Origin of the sequence: Stenotrophomonas sp. HMSC10F07, from assembly GCF_001807895.1 — a bacterium.
Taxonomy (GTDB): Bacteria; Pseudomonadota; Gammaproteobacteria; order Xanthomonadales; family Xanthomonadaceae; genus Stenotrophomonas; species Stenotrophomonas sepilia.
This window is the reverse complement of the sequence record NZ_KV791411.1, coordinates 1-17,534: the sequence shown is the minus strand read 5'-3', so window position 1 is coordinate 17,534 and position 17,534 is coordinate 1. Positions and strand designations below refer to the sequence as shown.

At 67.2% G+C, this 17,534-nt stretch carries 13 protein-coding genes; 3 read left to right on the top strand and 10 right to left on the bottom strand.

Annotated features, from left to right (window positions below):
• The first annotated feature begins 2 nt into the window (after positions 1–2).
• Positions 3–3,164: an efflux RND transporter permease subunit gene (locus tag HMPREF3114_RS13360; RefSeq protein WP_049416701.1), complete on the top strand. Its 3,162-nt coding sequence runs from the start codon at positions 3–5 to the stop codon at positions 3,162–3,164.
• Positions 3,165–3,407: 243 nt separating this feature from the next.
• On the opposite strand, the gene HMPREF3114_RS13355 is transcribed toward HMPREF3114_RS13360, so the two are convergent.
• Positions 3,408–4,313, bottom strand: a complete 906-nt coding sequence (locus tag HMPREF3114_RS13355) for a LysR family transcriptional regulator (RefSeq protein ID WP_053499076.1) — start codon at positions 4,311–4,313, stop codon at positions 3,408–3,410.
• 117 nt (positions 4,314–4,430) lie between these two features.
• Between HMPREF3114_RS13355 and HMPREF3114_RS13350 the strand changes: the two genes are divergently transcribed.
• The gene (locus HMPREF3114_RS13350; RefSeq protein ID WP_053499073.1) at positions 4,431–5,204 is read left to right on the top strand and encodes an SDR family oxidoreductase; all 774 of its coding nucleotides are present in this window, start codon (positions 4,431–4,433) and stop codon (positions 5,202–5,204) included.
• 170 nt (positions 5,205–5,374) lie between these two features.
• Here HMPREF3114_RS13350 and leuB read toward each other — a convergent pair whose 3' ends face one another.
• The 9 genes from leuB to ilvC all read right to left on the bottom strand — a co-directional run bounded on the left by leuB (position 5,375) and on the right by ilvC (position 15,023).
• A complete protein-coding gene (gene leuB, locus HMPREF3114_RS13345; protein WP_053499071.1) occupies positions 5,375–6,436 on the bottom strand; it encodes a 3-isopropylmalate dehydrogenase in 1,062 nt (353 codons plus the stop codon).
• A complete protein-coding gene (gene leuD, locus HMPREF3114_RS13340; protein ID WP_005419117.1) occupies positions 6,426–7,004 on the bottom strand; it encodes a 3-isopropylmalate dehydratase small subunit in 579 nt (192 codons plus the stop codon). Before leuD ends, leuB begins: the two co-directional genes overlap by 11 nt.
• Entirely contained in the window at positions 7,004–8,422 is a 1,419-nt protein-coding gene (gene leuC, locus HMPREF3114_RS13335; RefSeq protein WP_053499069.1) for a 3-isopropylmalate dehydratase large subunit, read from the bottom strand. The genes leuD and leuC overlap by 1 nt, the downstream gene beginning before the upstream one ends.
• A gap of 60 nt (positions 8,423–8,482) precedes the next feature.
• Positions 8,483–9,256 (bottom strand): class I SAM-dependent methyltransferase, encoded by a 774-nt coding sequence (locus HMPREF3114_RS13330; RefSeq protein WP_053499067.1) that lies wholly within the window; start codon positions 9,254–9,256, stop codon positions 8,483–8,485.
• Between the two features lie 10 nt (positions 9,257–9,266).
• Positions 9,267–10,853, bottom strand: a complete 1,587-nt coding sequence (locus HMPREF3114_RS13325; RefSeq protein ID WP_053499065.1) for a 2-isopropylmalate synthase — start codon at positions 10,851–10,853, stop codon at positions 9,267–9,269.
• Entirely contained in the window at positions 10,850–11,941 is a 1,092-nt protein-coding gene (locus HMPREF3114_RS13320; RefSeq protein ID WP_053499063.1) for a threonine dehydratase, read from the bottom strand. Before HMPREF3114_RS13320 ends, HMPREF3114_RS13325 begins: the two co-directional genes overlap by 4 nt.
• 96 nt (positions 11,942–12,037) lie before the next feature.
• Complete coding sequence (locus HMPREF3114_RS13315; protein WP_005419108.1) at positions 12,038–12,289, bottom strand: ACT domain-containing protein; 252 nt, start codon at positions 12,287–12,289, stop codon at positions 12,038–12,040.
• Entirely contained in the window at positions 12,273–14,009 is a 1,737-nt protein-coding gene (ilvG, locus tag HMPREF3114_RS13310; protein WP_005419106.1) for an acetolactate synthase 2 catalytic subunit, read from the bottom strand. The genes HMPREF3114_RS13315 and ilvG overlap by 17 nt, the downstream gene beginning before the upstream one ends.
• A gap of 39 nt (positions 14,010–14,048) precedes the next feature.
• A complete protein-coding gene (ilvC, locus tag HMPREF3114_RS13305) occupies positions 14,049–15,023 on the bottom strand; it encodes a ketol-acid reductoisomerase (RefSeq protein ID WP_053499062.1) in 975 nt (324 codons plus the stop codon).
• Between the two features lie 686 nt (positions 15,024–15,709).
• On the opposite strand from ilvC, the gene ggt reads away from it, so the two are divergent.
• Positions 15,710–17,428, top strand: coding sequence for a gamma-glutamyltransferase (gene ggt, locus HMPREF3114_RS13300; protein ID WP_053499098.1), 1,719 nt, complete (start codon positions 15,710–15,712; stop codon positions 17,426–17,428).
• Positions 17,429–17,534: the final 106 nt, after the last annotated feature.

The following is a 17,534-nucleotide window of genomic DNA, read 5'->3' as shown; positions in this document are numbered from 1 at the left end:
CGGTGCGCCGCTTCAATCTTTCCGAGTGGGCGTTGTCCAACCGCCCGCTGGTGCTGTTTGCGATGCTGGCTTTCGCGCTGATCGGCGCATGGTCGTACAAGCATCTGGGCCAGTCCGAGGACCCGCCGTTCACCTTCAAGGCGATGGTGGTGCGCACATTGTGGCCGGGGGCGACCGCCGAGCAGGTCTCGCGGCAGGTGACCGAGCCGCTTGAGAAGGCGCTGATGAATACCGGCGAGTACGAGTTCATCCGCTCGTACTCGCGCCCGGGCGAATCGCAGATCATCTTCATGGCGCGCGACAGCCTGCGTTCTAGGCAGATCCCGGACCTGTGGTACCAGGTGCGCAAGCGCGTGGGCGACATCCGCCCGACGCTGCCGCGCGAGATCGTCGGTCCGTTCTTCAACGATGAGTTCGGCGACACCTACGGCAACATCTACGCGTTGACCGGCAAGGGTTTCGACTACGCGGTGATGCGCGACTACGCCGACCGCATCCAGCTGGAACTGCAGCGGGTGCCCGACGTCGGCAAGATCGACCTGGTCGGCCTGCAGGACGAGAAGGTGTGGATCGAACTGTCCAACACCCGGCTGGCCACGCTGGGCGTGTCGATGCAGCAGGTGCAGCAGGCGCTGGCCGACCAGAACGCAGTGACCGGCACCAGCTTCTTCGAGACCGCCACCGATCGCGTGCAGCTGCGGGTGACCGGCCAGTTCAACGACATCGAAGCGATCCGCCAGTTCCCGATCCGCGCCGGCGACCGCACCGTGCACCTGGGCGACATCGCCGAGGTCAAGCGCGGCTTCGCCGATCCGGCGTCGCCGAAGATGCGCTTCATGGGCGAAGAGGCGATCGGCCTGGCGGTGGCGATGAAGGATGGCGGTGACATCCTCAAGCTCGGCGCCAACCTCGATGCCGAGTTCGAACGCCTGCAGAAGACCCTGCCGGCCGGCATGCAGCTGCGCAAGGTGTCCGACCAGCCGCAATCGGTGGAAGAGTCGGTCGGCGAGTTCGTGCAGGTGCTGACCGAGGCGGTGGTGATCGTGCTGCTGGTCAGCTTCTTCTCGCTGGGCCTGCGCACCGGCCTGGTGGTGGGCGTGACCATCCCGCTGGTGCTGGCGATGACCTTCTTTGTCATGCACTACTTCGACATCGGCCTGCACAAGATCTCGCTGGGTGCATTGGTGCTGGCGCTGGGACTGCTGGTGGACGATGCGATCATCGCGGTGGAGATGATGGCCACCAAGATGGAGCAGGGCTACGACCGCCTGCGCGCCGCCAGTTTCGCCTGGGAGTCGACCGCGTTCCCGATGCTGACCGGCACCCTGATCACCGCGGCCGGCTTCCTGCCCATTGCCACTGCGGCATCGAGTACCGGTGAATACACCCGCTCGCTGTTCCAGGTGGTGACCATCGCGCTGGTGGTGTCGTGGATCGCAGCGGTGCTGTTCATCCCTTACCTGGGCGACAAGATGCTGCCGGACCTGTTCAATCCGCAGCCGCCGAAGCCGGGCAGCCTGTCAGCGCGCTGGCACGCCAAGCGCCAGCAGTGGGCCGACCGCTATCCGGCGCTGGCCAATCTGATCGCGCCGCCGCAGCACGGGCACGACCACGATCCGTACCAGCGCCCGTTCTATCGTAGTTTCCGTCGCTTCCTCGATACCTGCCTGCGGCATCGCTGGTGGGTGATCGCGGCGACCATCGGCCTGTTCGTGTTCTCGCTGATGATGTTCCGCTTCGTGCCGCAGCAGTTCTTCCCGGACTCGACCCGGCCGGAACTGATGGTGGACATCGAGCTGGCCGAGGGCGCCTCGCTGCGCTCGACCCAGGCCCAGGCCGAGAAGCTTGAGAAGCTGCTGTCCAGCCGCGAGGGCATTGCCAACTACGTGTCCTATGTGGGCACCGGTTCGCCGCGTTTCTACCTGCCGCTGGACCAGCAGCTGCCGGCGACCAACTTCGCCCAGTTCGTGGTGCTGGCCAAGGACATCACTTCACGCGAAAGCACCCGCGACTGGCTGCTGCACGAGGTGATCCCGAAGTTCCCGGACGTGCAGATGCGCGTGACCCGCCTGGAGAACGGCCCGCCGGTCGGCTATCCGGTGCAGATGCGCATCTCCGGCGAGCACATCGAGAAGGTGCAGGCGATCGCGCGCCAGGTCGAGGCCAAGGTGCGGGAGAACCCGCACGTGATGAACGTCAACCTGGACTGGAGCGAGCCGAGCAAGGTGGTGCGCCTGGTGGTCGACCAGGAGCGCGCCCGCGCGCTGGGCGTGAGCAGCGCCCAGGTCAGCCAGTTCCTGTCCAGTTCGTTGGCCGGGCAATCGGTAAGCGTGTATCGCGAGGGCAATCGCCAGATCGAGATGCTGCTGCGCGGGCCGGCCGATGAGCGCAATCAACTGGAGCTGCTGTCCAGCCTGTCGATGCCCACCGCCAACGGTGGCAGCATCACGCTGTCGCAGGTGGCGACGATGGAGTACGGCTTCGAGGACGGCATCATCTGGCACCGCAACCGATTGCCGACGGTGACCGTGCGCGCCGACATCAGTGATGGCATGCAGGCGCTGGACGTGGTGCATCAGATCCTGCCCACACTGGACGGCATCCGTGCCGAGCTGCCCAGTGGGTACCTGCTGGAAACCGGCGGTACCGTGGAGGATTCGGCGCGTGGCCAGAACTCGATCAAGGCTGGCATGCCGCTGTTCCTGGTGGTGGTGGCCACGCTGCTGATGCTGCAGCTGCGCAGCTTCTCGCGTGCAGCGATGGTGCTGGTGACCGCGCCGCTGGGCATCATCGGCGCGACCCTGTTCCTGCTGCTGTTCCGGGCGCCGTTCGGCTTCGTGGCGCTGCTGGGCACGATCGCGCTGGCCGGCATGATCATGCGCAACTCGGTGATCCTGATCGACCAGATCCAGCAGGACATCGATGCCGGGCATGACCGTTGGCATTCGATCATCGACGCCACGGTGCGCCGCTTCCGCCCGATCGTGCTGACTGCACTGGCAGCGGTGCTGGCGATGATTCCGCTGTCGCGCAGCGCGTTCTACGGCTCGATGGCGATCTCGATCATGGGCGGCCTGATCGTCGGTACGGTGCTGACCCTGGTGTTCCTGCCGGCGCTGTACGCGGCGTGGTTCCGGGTGAAGCCCGATGAATCCGGGGCGTGATGCCCCCGCGTCCACGGCCAGCGCCTCTGGCAGGTGCCAACCTTGGTTGGCACTGCTCGCGGGACCAGCTTTATGTAGTGCCGAGCCATGCTCGGCTGCTCTTCGCGCGATGATGGGATGAGTCGAGCATGGCTCGACTCTACAGAAGCATCACGCAGGGCATGGATCTACCGCGATTCGCCATCGCTCGGTAGGTGCCAACCTTGGTTGGCACGGATGCATGCATTCACGCATGGCGTGGATCTACTGCAGCTGCAGGCCGCTCCGCAGCACCGGCAGCAGCCATTCGATGAACACCTGCACGCGCAGCGCACGGTGCTGCCGATGCGGCTGCAGCAGGGTGACCGGCAATGGCTGTGCGACGTGCTGTGGCATCACTTCCACCAGCGCGCCGGATTGCAGCTCGGCCTGTACGTCGTAGCGCGGAATCTGCAAAAGACCCAACCCCGCCACACAGCACGCAATCGATGCCTCGGCGCTGTTCACACGCACCCAGCCAGGCATCGGCAGCGTGCGCAGTTGGCCGCCGTCCTGCCACTCCCAAGGTTCCACCCGTGCCGTGGTCGGCGACGCGTAGTTCACCGCGCGATGCTGCGGCAGGTCGGCAGGATGCTGCGGCACGCCGTGTTCGCGCAGGTAAGCCGGCGCCGCAACGTTGGCAAAATCCAGTTGGCCCAGCGTGCGCGCCACCAGGCTGGAGTCGCCCAGCTGGCCGACCCGCAACACTGCATCGCAACCGTCCTCGATCAGGTTCACCGCGCGGTCGCTCATGCCCAGGTCCACTTCCACCTGCGGGTAGCGGGCGAAGAAGTCGGGCAGCGCCGGTGCGATGATGCGGCGGCCGATGCGGCTGGGTACGTCGATCTTCAGCAGCCCCGACGGCTGGGCGTCGACCTGGAGGAACAGCGATTCGGCGTCCTCGACCTCGGCGATCAGGCGCAGGCAGCGGGCATGGAACACGTCGCCGTCGTGGGTGGTGGACACCCGCCGGGTCGAGCGCTGCAGCAGGCGGGTGCCGAGCCGCTGCTCCAGCTCCGCAATGGCTGCCGAGACAGTGGAGCGGGGCAGGCCGAGCTGGTCGGCGGCGCGGGTGAAGCTCGCGCACTCCACGACCCGGGTGAAGATGCGGAAGCGATCGATCCGGTCCATTGTTCGCTGACTCTGGAAAGTTAAGTCAATGTGGCGGGCTTTATCCGCTTTTTCTGCACGATATCGTCATGAGGGCAGGGTTGCCACCCCGGGCAGCCCCCTCCCGAGACCGACGCCATGACCGAGCATTCCCTCAAGGGCAAGACCGTGCTGATCGCCGGTGGCGCCAAGAACCTGGGCGGCCTGATCGCCCGCGACTTCGCCGCACAGGGCGCCAAAGCCATCGTCATCCACTACAACAGTGCCGCTACCCAGGCCGATGCAGAAGCGACTGTAGCCGCGGTGCAGGCCGCCGGCAGCAAGGCGGTGGCCCTGCAGGGCGACCTGACGTCGGCGGCAGCGATGGAGCGCTTGTTCGTCGATGCCGTGACCGCAGTCGGCCGTCCTGACATCGCCATCAATACGGTGGGAAAGGTACTCAAGAAGCCGCTGCTGGACATCAGCGAGGCGGAGTACGACGAAATGAGCGCGGTCAATGCCAAGGCCGCGTTCTTCTTCCTGAAGGAAGCAGGTCGCCACGTCAATGACGGTGGCCGCATCTGCACCCTGGTCACCTCGCTGCTGGGTGCGTTCACGCCGTTCTATTCCAGCTATGCCGGCACCAAGGCGCCGGTCGAGCATTTCACCCGTGCGGCGTCGAAGGAGTTCGGCGAGCGCGGCATCTCGGTGACCGCGATCGGTCCCGGTCCGATGGACACGCCGTTCTTCTATCCGGCCGAGAGCGCCGATGCGCAGGCGTATCACAAGACTGCGGCGGCGTTGTCGGCGTTCACCCGCACCGGGCTGACCGACATCGCCGACATCGTGCCGTGGATCCGCTTCCTGGTGACCGATGGCTGGTGGATGACCGGGCAGACGATTCTGGTCAATGGCGGGTACACCACCAAGTAAGCAAAGCCATGCATGGCGTGGCCCTACTGCGCGGGAACCGAATCATCCACGCATGGCGTGGATCTACCGCTGTGGTAGGTGCCAACCTTGGTTGGCACGGAGTCGGGCAGTGGCCACGGGCCACCTGTAGAGCCGTGCCATGCTCGACTCTACAGGTGTTGCCCGATGGATCAGCCCAGCTTCGCCAGCACCGCGTCGGTTGCCGCAGCGGTGCTGACGGCCTGGCCCTTGGCCGCAAGGTCGGCGGTGAACACGCCGTCATCCAGCACCGCATGCACGGCGGCTTCCACCGCGGCCGCTTCGGCTTCCAGCCCCAGCGAATGGCGCAGCAGCATCGCGGCGCTGAAGATTGTCGCGTACGGATTGGCGATGCCCTTGCCGGCGATGTCCGGGGCCGAACCGTGGATGGGCTCGTAAATGCCCACCGCGCCGGGCTCGCCCAGCGAGGCCGACGGCAGCAGGCCCAGCGAACCGGCCAGCATCGAGGCCTCATCGGTGAGGATGTCGCCGAACATGTTCTCGGTGACGATCACGTCGTACTCGCGTGGCTTGGCCAGCAGGTGCATGGCCATCGAGTCGACCAACTGGTGCTCCAGCGCCACGTCCGGGAACTCCTCGCGGCCGATGCGTGCGGCCACGTCGCGCCACAGGCGCGAGGTTTCCAGCACATTGGCCTTGTCCACCGAAGTGACCTTGCCGCGACGCTGCTGGGCCAGGCGGAAGGCGCTGCGCAGCACGCGCTCGATCTCGGCCACGGTGTAGCGGCACAGGTCGCTGGCGCTGTCGGCGTCGCGGGTCTTGTCGCCGAAGTAGATGCCGCCGGTCAGTTCACGCACCACCACGAAGTCCACGCCCTGCAGCAGCTCTGCCTTGATCGGCGAGGCGTGCAGCGCGGCCTCGTGGGTACGCACCGGGCGCAGGTTGGCATACAGGCCCAGCGCCTTGCGGATCGCCAGCAGGCCCTGTTCCGGGCGCACCTTGGCGTTCGGGTCGGACCACTTCGGGCCGCCGACCGCGCCCAGCAGCACCGCATTGGCGGCCTGGCAGGCGGCCAGCGTCGACGCCGGTAGCGGTTCACCGTGGCGGTCGATGGCGATGCCACCGATGTCGTGCTCGCTGAAGGTGAAGGTGTGGTTGAAGCGTCCGGCGACCGCCTTCAGGACGGCAACTGCCGCGGCGGCCACTTCCGGGCCGATGCCATCACCGGGCAGGACAACAATTTCAGCGTGCATGCTCACTCTCGTAACGTTCGATTTCAGGGACACGGCCCAACAGATACCCCAACTGGTCGACGCCTTCCAGCAGGCAGGTCTGCGAGAAGCCATCCAGCGGGAAGGAATAGACCTGGCCATCGGGGGTGCGCAGTTCGCGCGCAGCCACGTCGATGGTCAGCGCATCGTCCGGGCGCTGCATCAGCGCCTGTACGTCGGCCTCGTCCAGCACGATCGGCAGCAGGCCGTTCTTCAGCGCGTTGCCGCGGAAGATATCAGCGATCTCGCTGCTGACGATGGCACGCAGGCCCAGGTCGGTCAGCGCCCATGGTGCGTGTTCGCGCGACGAGCCGCAGCCGAAGTTGCGGCCCGCCAGCAGGATGCTGCGGCCGGCGTTGTGCGGCTGGTTGAAGGCGAAGTCGGCCACCGGCGAACCATCAGCTTGCCAGCGCCAGTCGTTGAACGCGTTGCGACCCAGCCCGGCACGCTCGGTGGTGGACAGGAACCGCGCCGGGATGATCTGGTCGGTGTCGATGTTGGTCTGGCGCAGCACCACGCTGGCCGAGGTCAGGGTACGGAAGCCGGCCATCACGCCACCTCCTGTGCGAACAGTTCGCGGGTATCGGCAACGTGCCCGTTCACCGCGGCCCACGCCGCGCTCATCGGCGAGGCCAGCAGCGTGCGCGAACCGGGGCCCTGGCGGCCCTCGAAGTTGCGGTTGCTGGTACTCACGGCCAGCTGGCCGGGGGCGACCAGATCGCCGTTCATCGCGATGCACATCGAGCAGCCCGGCTCGCGCCATTCGGCACCGGCCGCGCGCACGATCTCGTGGATGCCCTCGGCCTCGGCCTCGCGCTTGACGATCTCCGAGCCCGGTACCACCAGCATGCGTACGCGCTCGGCAACACGACGGCCGCGCAGCACCTGTGCGACTTCGCGCATGTCGCTCAGGCGGCCGTTGGTGCACGAACCAACGAACACTACGTCCACCGGTGTGCCCGCCAGCGCCTTGCCGGCCTGGAAGTTCATGTAGTCCAGGCCCTTCTGTGCGGCGGCATCGTTGGCGGCGGGAATCGGCGCATCCACGGCGATCGCGGTACCCGGATGCGTACCCCAGGTCAGGGTCGGGCGGATGTCGGCGGCGTCGATGTGCACTTCGCTGTCGAAGCGCGCGCCGTCATCGCTGCGCAGCTGTTGCCAGCGCGCCACGGCAGCGTCGAAGTCGGCGCCCTTGGGGCCGCGCGGCGTAGCGGCGACGAAGTCGAAGGTGACCTGGTCGGGCGCGACCATGCCGGCGCGTGCACCGGCCTCGATCGACATGTTGCACAGGGTCATGCGCTGTTCCATGTCCATCGCTTCGATGGTGCTGCCACGGAACTCGATCACGTGGCCGGTGCCGCCGTTGACGCCGATCACGCCGATGATGTGCAGGACCACATCCTTGGCGCCGACGCCGGGTGCCAGCGCACCGTCAACGGTGATCGCGAAGGTCTTGGCCTTGCGCTGCAGCAGGCACTGCGTGGCCAGCACGTGGCCGACCTCGCTGGTGCCGATGCCGAAGGCCAGCGAGCCGAATGCACCGTGGGTGGAGGTGTGGCTGTCGCCGCAGACGATGGTCATGCCCGGCTGGGTGAAGCCCTGTTCCGGCGCAATGACATGGACGATGCCGCGGTTGTCCGAGGCCATGTCGAACAGTTCGATGCCGTGCTCGGCGCAGTTTCGCGCCAGGGTGGCGACCTGTGCTTCGGAGGCGGCACTGGCATAGGGCAGCGTGCCGTCGGCCGCAGCCGGCAAGGTCGGCGTGGAGTGGTCCATCGTCGCCTTGGTGCGGTCCGGCCGGCGCGGCGCCAGGCCGCGCTCGCGCAGTTCGGTGAATGCCTGCGGCGAGGTGACCTCATGGATCAGGTGCAGGTCGATGTACAGCACGGCGGGCGCGCTGTCGGATTCGGGAACCACCACGTGGGCGTCCCACAGTTTGTCGTACAGGGTGCGGGGTGCGGAAGTCATGCGTATGCCTGGCAGAAGTACGAGATAGCGAACATCAGTAAAGAAAGCGGAACGGTCAAGTCAGCGACGGCGGGCGAGCACACGCAGGCGCACGTAGTCGGCCAGCGCCTGGCCGGCGGCATTGCGTGGCAGGTCGGCCAGCAACGCGGTGGCAGCCTCGCGCACGGTGGCGCGGGCCTCGGCGGGCAGGTCATCCAGCAGCGGCGCGGCGAATACCCGCAGCCAGCCGGCCACGCCGGTCGGCAGTGGGGTCGGGCGCGGCGTGCATTCGATCAGTTGCACCTGGAAGCCATGCTGGCGCAGGCGGTCTGCATAGGCATCGGCGGTCGGGAAGTACCACTGGAAGGTGCTGGCGCCATGGCCGTGGGCCACGCGTGCGGCCTGTACCGCCGCGACGATCGTGGCCACGTTGCCATGGCCGCCGAACTCGGCGACGAAGCGGCCGCCGGGGCGCAGCGCGCGACGCACGCCTTCCAGCACGCGGTCCGGGTTGCCCATCCAATGCAATGCGGCATTGCTGAAGACCGCATCGAACTCGCTGTCGAACGACAGCGCGTGGCCGTCCATCACCTGCGCGTCGACGCCACGTGCACGGGCGGCGATCACCAGTTCCGGCGACGCGTCCACGCCGTGGATGCACGCGCCGCTCAGGGCCAGCTCGGTGCTGAGCACGCCATCGCCACAGCCCAGGTCGAGGATGCGCTCACCGGCGCGCGGATCGAGCAGGCGCGCGACCGCGCCACCGAGCAACGGTACGAAGCCGGCATCGATCGCATAGTCCTGGGCGTTCCACTGCTGGCCAGCGGCTGCGGTAGGAGTGTCGAAGGCGCTCATCTCGGGTTCCTCAGGCGGTGGCAGGGGTGGGAACGTCGGTGCTGCTGTGGGCGGTGGCCTGGCGCTGGCGCAGCAGGCGGTTGGCCACATCCAGCCAGGCCAGCGCGGAGGCTTCGATGATGTCCTTGCTGGTGCCGGTGCCGTCGTACTCCACGCCGTCGTGGCGCACGCTCAGATTGGCTTCACCGCGCGCATCGGCGCCGATGCCGACGCTGTGCACCTGGTAGCTGTCCAGCATCAGCTGCACGCCGGTGGCAGCCGACAGCGCGCCGAACAGCGCATCGACCGGGCCGTCGCCCTGCGCGGTCTCGGCCACGCGGTTGCCGTCCGGGTCGGACAGTTCGACCAGTGCATTGGCGCGGCTGCCGACGTCGCTGATGGTCATCGACGCCAGGCGATAGCCCTGCGCGTTGGAGCCGCCCTGCATCAAGGTTTGCAGGTCGGCATCGGTGACCACGCGCTGCTGTTCGCACAGGCCCTTGAACTGCTCGAACACCAGCTTCAGTTCGTCTTCGTCCAGCCAGAAGCCCAGTGCACGCAGGCGTGCTTCGACGGCGGCGCGGCCACTGTGGCGGCCCAGCACCATCTGCGAATCTTCCCAGCCCACGTCTTCCGGGCGCATGATTTCGTAGGTGCCGCGATGGCGCAGCATGCCGTGCTGGTGGATGCCCGATTCGTGGGCGAAGGCATTGGCACCGACGATGGCCTTGTTGCGCTGTACCGGCATGCCGACCAGGCGCTGCAGCAGCTGCGAGGTGCCGACGATGCGCGGGGTGTTGATCGAACTGTCCTGTTCGTAGAAGGCCTGGCGCACCTTCAGCACCATCGCGATCTCTTCCAGCGAACAGTTGCCGGCGCGCTCGCCGATGCCGTTGACGGTGCACTCGACCTGGCGTGCACCGCCTTCGATGGCGGCCAGCGAGTTGGCCACCGCCAGGCCCAGGTCGTTGTGGCAGTGCGCGCTGAAGATCACATTGGCGGCATTCGGCACGTCGGCGACGCCGGCGATGACCTGCTGGAACATCGCGCGGATCTCTTCCGGCGTGGTGAAGCCGACGGTGTCGGGCAGGTTGATGGTGGTGGCGCCGGCGGCAATGGCCACGCGCGAGACTTCGATCAGGTAGTCCAGCTCGGTACGGGTGGCATCCTCGGCGGAGAACTCGACATCGTCGATGTACGATCGAGCCAGCGAGACGTGCTTGCGTACCGATTCCAGTACCTGCTCGCGGGTCATCCGCAGCTTGTGCTCGCGGTGCAGCGGGCTGGTCGACAGGAACACGTGCAGGCGCGGGTTGGCGGCCGCTTCCAGTGCGCGTGCCGAGGTCTCGATGTCGGCCTGCAGGCAGCGCGACAGCACGGCCAGGCTCAGGCTCGGGCGGCGCAGTTCGCGGCCGATCAGCGCCATCGCCTCGCGGTCGGACTGCGAGCTGGCCGGGAAGCCGGTCTCGATGATGTCCACGCCCAGTTCGTCCAGCGCACGCGCCATCACCAGCTTCTGCGGCGGGCTCATGCTGCAGCCGGGGGACTGCTCGCCGTCACGCAGGGTGGTGTCGAAGATGCGGATGCGCGGGGTGGTAATTCGTTCGATGGTGGTCACAGGGAAATCTCCTCGACAGCGGGTGCGGCGGCTTGCAGGGGGGAAGGGGAAGAGGTGGGGGACGCGAGGGCGCTGGCCTTGCCGGGCGAGCGCGGGGTTTCACTACGCCGTCGCCGTGGTTTGCGCGGCGGGCGCGGCCGGATGTCGGTGAGCAGGCCGGCCAGGACACCCGCATCGATATTCCCGCCGGACACCACCGCGCACTTGCGGCGGCCAGCGACACGGCGGCCTGCGGCCAGCGCCAGCGCACCGGCGCCCTCGGCGATGATGTGTTCTTCCAGTGCCAGCCGGACCAGGGTTTCACGCAGTTCGGCTTCGCGCACGATCACTACGTCGTCCAGCAGCGAGGTGCACAGGCGTCGGGTCAGGAATCCAGGGATCTTCACCCGCACGCCGTCGGCCAGCGAGGCGACGGGGGCGATCTCGCGTACGTCGCCGCGGATGGCGCGCGCCATTGAGTCAACGCCTTCCACCTGGGCACCGATCACGCGCACGCCCTGTGATTTCAGCGCCAGTGCAACGCCGGAGGCCAGGCCACCGCCGCCGATCGGCACGATCACCACGTCCGGTGCGTGCGCGGCCAGCTCGATGCCGACCGTACCCTGGCCGGCAATCACATCGGCGTCGTCGAACGCGGAAAGGAAGCGGTAGCCGTGGCGTTGTGCCAGTTCAACCGCGAAGGCGTAGGCCTCGTCATAGCTGGTGCCATGCTGGCGCACGGTGGCGCCCCAGTGAGCGACGCCGGCGATCTTGGTGGCCGGCGCGCCATGTGGCATCACGGTGATGGCCGGAACGTCCAGGCGGTAGGCCGCCCACGCCACGCCCTGGGCATGGTTGCCGGCCGAGGCGCAGATCACCGGCCGGGTATCGCCGCGCTCGCGGCCGGCCAGCAGCGCGTTCAACGCGCCGCGCACTTTGTAGGACCCGGTGCGCTGCAGGTTCTCCAGCTTCAGCCAGGTGCCGAAGCGCTCGGCATGGTGCAGCGGGGTAGGCGGCAGGAAGCGGCGCAGCCGGGCCTGCGCCGCCAGTACGTCGGCGACGCTTACGTCGCCGACATCGCTTTCCTGGCTGGCATCAGCGGCCGGCATGGGCCACCAGCGGGGTGCAGGCGACCGCCGCATGCGGGCACGGGCGGCGAAGAAGACGCCTCCGTACCGGCACCGTGGTCACTACGGTACGGGTGTTCATACGGATGCTCCTTCCACGGCGGTGACCTGCACGGACACGCAGTCGTAGATCTTTTCGATCTGCCGGCACAGCGTTTCCGCCGGGCGCTGGCCATCCACCACCAGTTGCAGGTGCCAGCGGCCATCGTCGGCGGCCACCGGCGCACCGCTGATCGCACGCGGCGCGAAGCCACGGCGCTCGGCCATGCCGATCACGCGCAACAGCGCGCCTTCGGCCGGGTGCAGCACCAGGTCAAGCCGGTAGTGCATTGGGGATCTCCTGGCGGGCATGGGCGGGGTTGCTTTCCAGCATCGTGCTGTTGGCGGTGTTCGGTGGCACCAGCGGCCATACGTTGGCGCGTGCATCGATGGCCACGTGCAGCAGTGCCGGGCCGGGTTCGGCCAGCAGCGCGGCCAGGCCACCCTCGACGTCATCCCGCGCGTCGATGCGGGTGGCGGAAATGCCGAACACCTGCGCCAGCGCCACGAAGTCCGGGTTGTCGGACAGGTCGATCTCGCTGTAGCGCTCGGCGAAGAACAGCTCCTGCCACTGCCGCACCATGCCCAGCGAACTGTTGTCCAGCAGCACGATCTTCACCGGCAGGCGGCAGCGCGCGATGGTCGCCAGCTCCTGTACGTTCATCATGAAGCTGCCGTCGCCGGACACCAGCACCACGGTGCGATCGGGGCAGGCGAACTGCGCGCCCATCGCTGCCGGCAGGCCGAAGCCCATGGTGCCCAGCGCGCCACTGGTCAGGTGGTTGCGCGGGTGGTTGAAGCGGCAGTGCTGCGCCACCCACATCTGGTGCTGGCCAACGTCGCAGGCGATCACCGCATCGGCCGGGGCCAGCTCGCTCAGGCGCTTCAGCAGCGCCGGGGCGTAGATGTGCTGGCCCGGTGCGTCGTAGCGCGCAGCGAAACGATCGCGATGCTGTGCACAGCGCTTGCGCCATGCGTCCTGGTGGGCCTTGGGGGAGGGGAAGGCCGCACGCAGGGCGCGGATGGCGTGACCGACGTTGCCGGGCACGGCGACATCGGCGCTGCGCAGCTTGGAGATCTCATATGCGTCCGCATCGATGTGAACGACGCGGGCGAACGGTGCGAACTCGGCCAGCTTGCCGGTGGCACGGTCGTCGAAGCGTGCGCCCAGCACCAGCAGCAGGTCGCTTTCCTGCACCGCCATGTTGGCCGCGCGGGTCCCGTGCATGCCCAGCATGCCCAGCGACTGCGGATGGCTGGCCGGCAGTGCGCCCAGGCCGCGCAGCGTCATCACGGTGGGGATGGCACTGGCCTCGACGAAATCGCGCAGGTCCTGCACCGCATCACCCAGCGCGATGCCACCGCCGGCGTAGACCACCGGCTTCTCGGCCGCGGCCAGCGCGGCAATGGCTTCGGCAATGGCGGCCTCGGCCGGCGCCGGCGGTGGTTCGACGCTGCTGGGCGCATGGGCCGGCAGATGGCTGGCGTCGGCCAGCTGCACGTCCTTGGGCAGGTCGATCAGCACCGGGCCGGGGCGACCTTCGCGGGCGATCCGGAACGCATCGGCCACCACGCGCGGCAGGTCATCGACGCTGCGCACCAGCCAGCTGTGCTTGACGATCGGCATCGTCAGGCCGAACACATCCAGTTCCTGGAAGGCGTCGGTGCCCAGCAGCGGCGTGCCGACCTGGCCGGTGATGCAGACCATCGGTACCGAGTCCAGCATCGCATCGGCGATGCCGGTGACCAGGTTCGACGCGCCCGGCCCGGAGGTGGCCACGCAGACGCCCACCTGGTTGCTGGCGCGGGCGAAACCATTGGCGGCCAGGGCGGCACCCTGCTCGTGGCGCACCAGGATGTGCTTCAGCGACGAGTCCACCAGCGCGTCGTAGAACGGCATGATGGTGCCACCGGGATAGCCGAACAGCGTGCGGACGCCTTCGGCCTCCAGCGCCTGGGTCAGCCAGCGCGCGCCGTTGGGCGGCGCGCTGCGGTGTGTGGAAGAGTTCATGGGGGAACCTTGCAAAGCGGGTGGGGGAGGGCCGCGCGGTTACGCGGCCTGTCCTTGCAACCAGACCATCTTGGCGCGCAGTTCCTTGCCCACCTTTTCGATCGGGTGCTCCAGGTCGGCCTGCTTGAACCTGTTGTAGTTCGGCAGGCCCGCTTCGTACTCGGCCACCCAGTTCTTGGTGAAGGTGCCGTCCTGGATGTCCTTCAGTACTTCCTTCATGCGTGCCTTGGTGCCGGCGTCGATCACGCGCGGGCCGCTGACGTAGTCGCCGTACTGCGCGGTCTCGGAGATGAATTCCAGCATGCGCGAGATGCCGCCTTCGTAGAACAGGTCGACGATCAGCTTCAGCTCGTGCAGTACTTCGTAGTAGGCGATCTCCGGCTGGTAGCCGGCTTCCACCAGGGTCTCGAAACCGGCCTGCACCAGCGCCGACGCACCACCACACAGCACCGCCTGCTCGCCGAACAGATCGGTCTCGGTCTCTTCCTTGAAGGTGGTCTGGATCAGGTTGGCACGGGCACCGCCGAGGCCGGCCGCATAGGCCTGGGCATGCTGCGCGGCCTTGCCGCTGACGTCCTGGTAGACCGCCCAGATGCACGGCACGCCACGGCCGATCTCGTACTCACGGCGCACCAGCGCACCCGGGCCCTTCGGCGCGACCAGCACCACGTCCAGATCGGCGCGCGGCTCGATCATGCCGTAGTGCACGTTCAGTCCGTGGGCGAACAGCAGGCACGCCCCCTGCTTCATGTTCGGCGCCAGCACATCGTTGTAGAGCTTCTTCTGCACCATGTCGGGGGTCAGCACGGCGACCAGATCGGCGTCCTTCACCGCATCGGCGGGCGCGACCACGGTGAATCCATCGGCCTGGGCCTTGGCTTCGGTCGGACCGCCCGGACGCAGGCCTACCACCACGTCGAAGCCGGATTCGCGCAGGTTCAGTGCGTGGGCGCGGCCCTGGCTGCCGTAGCCGATGACGGCGATCTTGGTCTGGGGCAGGTCGTTGGTGCTCATGGGGGAGGTTCCTTGCGGTGGGAAGAAAAAAGAACGGCCGGTCGTCGAGGTGACGTGCCGGCCGGTCAGGGGAAAGCGGTGGAGGGGGCGCCGCGCATCGCACAGGCACAGCCACCACGAGGCGTGGTGCTGCAGGTCCGGGTTGTGCGATGAGCGTTGGTCATGGTGGTTGCGTCTGAAACCAGGTTCTGAAATGAAAAAACCCGCACCGGGGCGGGTGCGGGTTTTTGAAGAGTTCCGGTGTGTCTGTTGCTTACACGCTGGCTCGTCCCGCACCTGTGGGTTGGGTAATAAGTACGAGCACAAGAATCGAACGCAGCGAGGCGGCGCCGATGGCGGCGGCTTCGATGTGGGTTCGCGGTGGCGTGTTGTGATGCAACATGCGATCGAGAGAAACACAGGCGTTTTGGCGGTGTCAACCCTCACGACAGTTTTTTTATCGGTTTCCAGTGAGTCCAGCGAAATCGCTTGCGCCGCAAGGATGGTTGCCACTGAAAGTGTTTCAGTGAACCCGAATTCACTCCTTTCAACACGCTTTTTGCGCGGATTCCGGGTCGCTGTTCGCCATGCTGGGGCGGACCCTGGTCGGCACCTACCGAAAGGCCATCGCCCATGACCTCTGCCCGATACCGCATGAAGGCCGCAGCGGCGAAGATCGCGGAACCACCTTCCACCGGAACCCGACCGTGTCCCGACGCCTTGCCCGCTCCCTGCTCGCCGCCGCCGTGCTGGCTGCCGTGCCTGCACTGTCCATCGCCGCCGACCGCATCACCGGCCACACCTTCGCCACCCGTTCGGAGGTGATCGCCCCGCATGCGATGGCGGCTACCTCGCAGCCGCTGGCCACCCAGATCGCGCTGGACGTGATGAAGGGCGGTGGCTCGGCGGTCGACGCGGCGATCGCGGCCAATGCCGCGCTCGGATTGATGGAGCCGACCGGCAACGGTATCGGTGGCGACCTGTTCGCCATCGTCTGGGACCCAAAGACGCAGAAGCTCTACGGCTACAACGGCTCGGGCCGCTCGCCGAAGTCGCTCACCCTGGCCGAGTTCCAGCGTCGTGGCCTGAAGGACATCCCGGCCACCGGCCCGCTGCCGGTGTCGGTACCTGGCGCGGTCGATGGCTGGTTCGCCCTGCACGACCGTTTCGGTCGCAAGCCGATGGCCGACAACCTGGCGCCGGCCATCCGCTACGCCCGCGAGGGCCACCCGGTGGCCGAGGTGATCGCCTACTACTGGGACCGTTCGGTGCCCAAGCTGTCGCAGTACCCGGGCTTCAAGGAGCAGTTCACGATCAACGGCCACGCCCCGCGCAAGGGCGAGATGTGGAAGAACCCGAACCTGGCCAGCACCCTGCAGAAGATCGCCGACGGCGGGCGCGACGCCTTCTACAAGGGCGAGATCGCGCGCACCATCGGTGACTACTTCAAGGCCAACGGTGGCTACCTGAGCTACCAGGACATGGCCGACCACCACGGTGAATGGGTCGAGCCGGTCAGCAGCAACTACCGTGGCTACGATGTCTGGGAGCTGCCACCCAACAGCCAGGGCATCGCTGCGCTTCAGATCCTCAACGTGCTGGAAGGCTACGATTTCTCGAAGATCCCGTTCGGCTCACCCGAGCATGTGCACCTGTTCGTTGAGGCGAAGAAGCTGGCCTTCGCCGACCGTGCGCGCTTCTACGCCGACATGGCATTCCAGCCGGCGCCGGTGCAGAAGCTGATCTCCAAGGAGTACGCCGCGCAGCGCCGCGCGCTGATCTCGATGGACAAGGCCTTGAAGGAAGTGCAGCCGGGCACACCGAAGCAGCTGGAGGAAGGCGACACGATCTACATGACGGTGGCCGACGCCGACGGCATGATGGTCTCGTTGATCCAGTCCAATTACCGCGGCATGGGCAGCGGCATGGCGCCGCCGGGGTTGGGCTTCATCCTGCAGGACCGCGGCGAGATGTTCGTGCTGCAGAAGAACCATCCCAACGGATACGCACCGGGCAAGCGCCCCTTCCAGACGATCATTCCGGCGTTCATTACCAAGGGGGGCAAGCCGTATGCCAGCTTCGGCGTGATGGGCGGCGCGATGCAACCGCAGGGCCATGCGCAGATCGTGATGAACCTGGTGGACTTTGGCATGAACCTGCAGGAAGCCGGTGACGCACCGCGCATCCAGCATGAGGGTTCCACCGAGCCGACCGGCCAGGCCACGGCGATGACCGACGGTGGTGAAGTGAACCTGGAAACCGGCTTCCCGTATGAAACCGTGCGCGCGCTGATGCGCAAGGGGCATCGCATCGTGTTCGCCGACGGCCCGTATGGTGGCTATCAGGCGATCATGCGCGATCCCGATACCGGGGTGTACTACGGGGCTTCGGAGAGCCGCAAGGACGGGCAGGCGGCGGGGTATTGAGGTTTCCCGGCCAACGGGCTGAGCCCCCTCTGCGGTGGGTTCCGTAAAGCTGGGTTTGGCCGGGCGGGTGGATTGGCTGGGGGCCGCTGCAAGTACGTCCATGTAA

Bases quoted from the DNA above. Each gene is read 5' to 3' on its own strand.
- HMPREF3114_RS13355 (WP_053499076.1), bottom strand. From the start codon at position 4,313: ATGGACCGGATCGATCGCTTCCGCATCTTCACCCGGGTCGTGGAGTGC.
- HMPREF3114_RS13350 (WP_053499073.1), top strand. From the start codon at position 4,431: ATGACCGAGCATTCCCTCAAGGGCAAGACCGTGCTGATCGCCGGTGGC.
- leuB (WP_053499071.1), bottom strand. From the start codon at position 6,436: ATGCACGCTGAAATTGTTGTCCTGCCCGGTGATGGCATCGGCCCGGAA.
- leuD (WP_005419117.1), bottom strand. From the start codon at position 7,004: ATGGCCGGCTTCCGTACCCTGACCTCGGCCAGCGTGGTGCTGCGCCAG.
- leuC (WP_053499069.1), bottom strand. From the start codon at position 8,422: ATGACTTCCGCACCCCGCACCCTGTACGACAAACTGTGGGACGCCCAC.
- HMPREF3114_RS13330 (WP_053499067.1), bottom strand. From the start codon at position 9,256: ATGAGCGCCTTCGACACTCCTACCGCAGCCGCTGGCCAGCAGTGGAAC.
- HMPREF3114_RS13320 (WP_053499063.1), bottom strand. From the start codon at position 11,941: ATGCCGGCCGCTGATGCCAGCCAGGAAAGCGATGTCGGCGACGTAAGC.
- HMPREF3114_RS13315 (WP_005419108.1), bottom strand. From the start codon at position 12,289: ATGCACTACCGGCTTGACCTGGTGCTGCACCCGGCCGAAGGCGCGCTG.
- ilvG (WP_005419106.1), bottom strand. From the start codon at position 14,009: ATGAACTCTTCCACACACCGCAGCGCGCCGCCCAACGGCGCGCGCTGG.
- ilvC (WP_053499062.1), bottom strand. From the start codon at position 15,023: ATGAGCACCAACGACCTGCCCCAGACCAAGATCGCCGTCATCGGCTAC.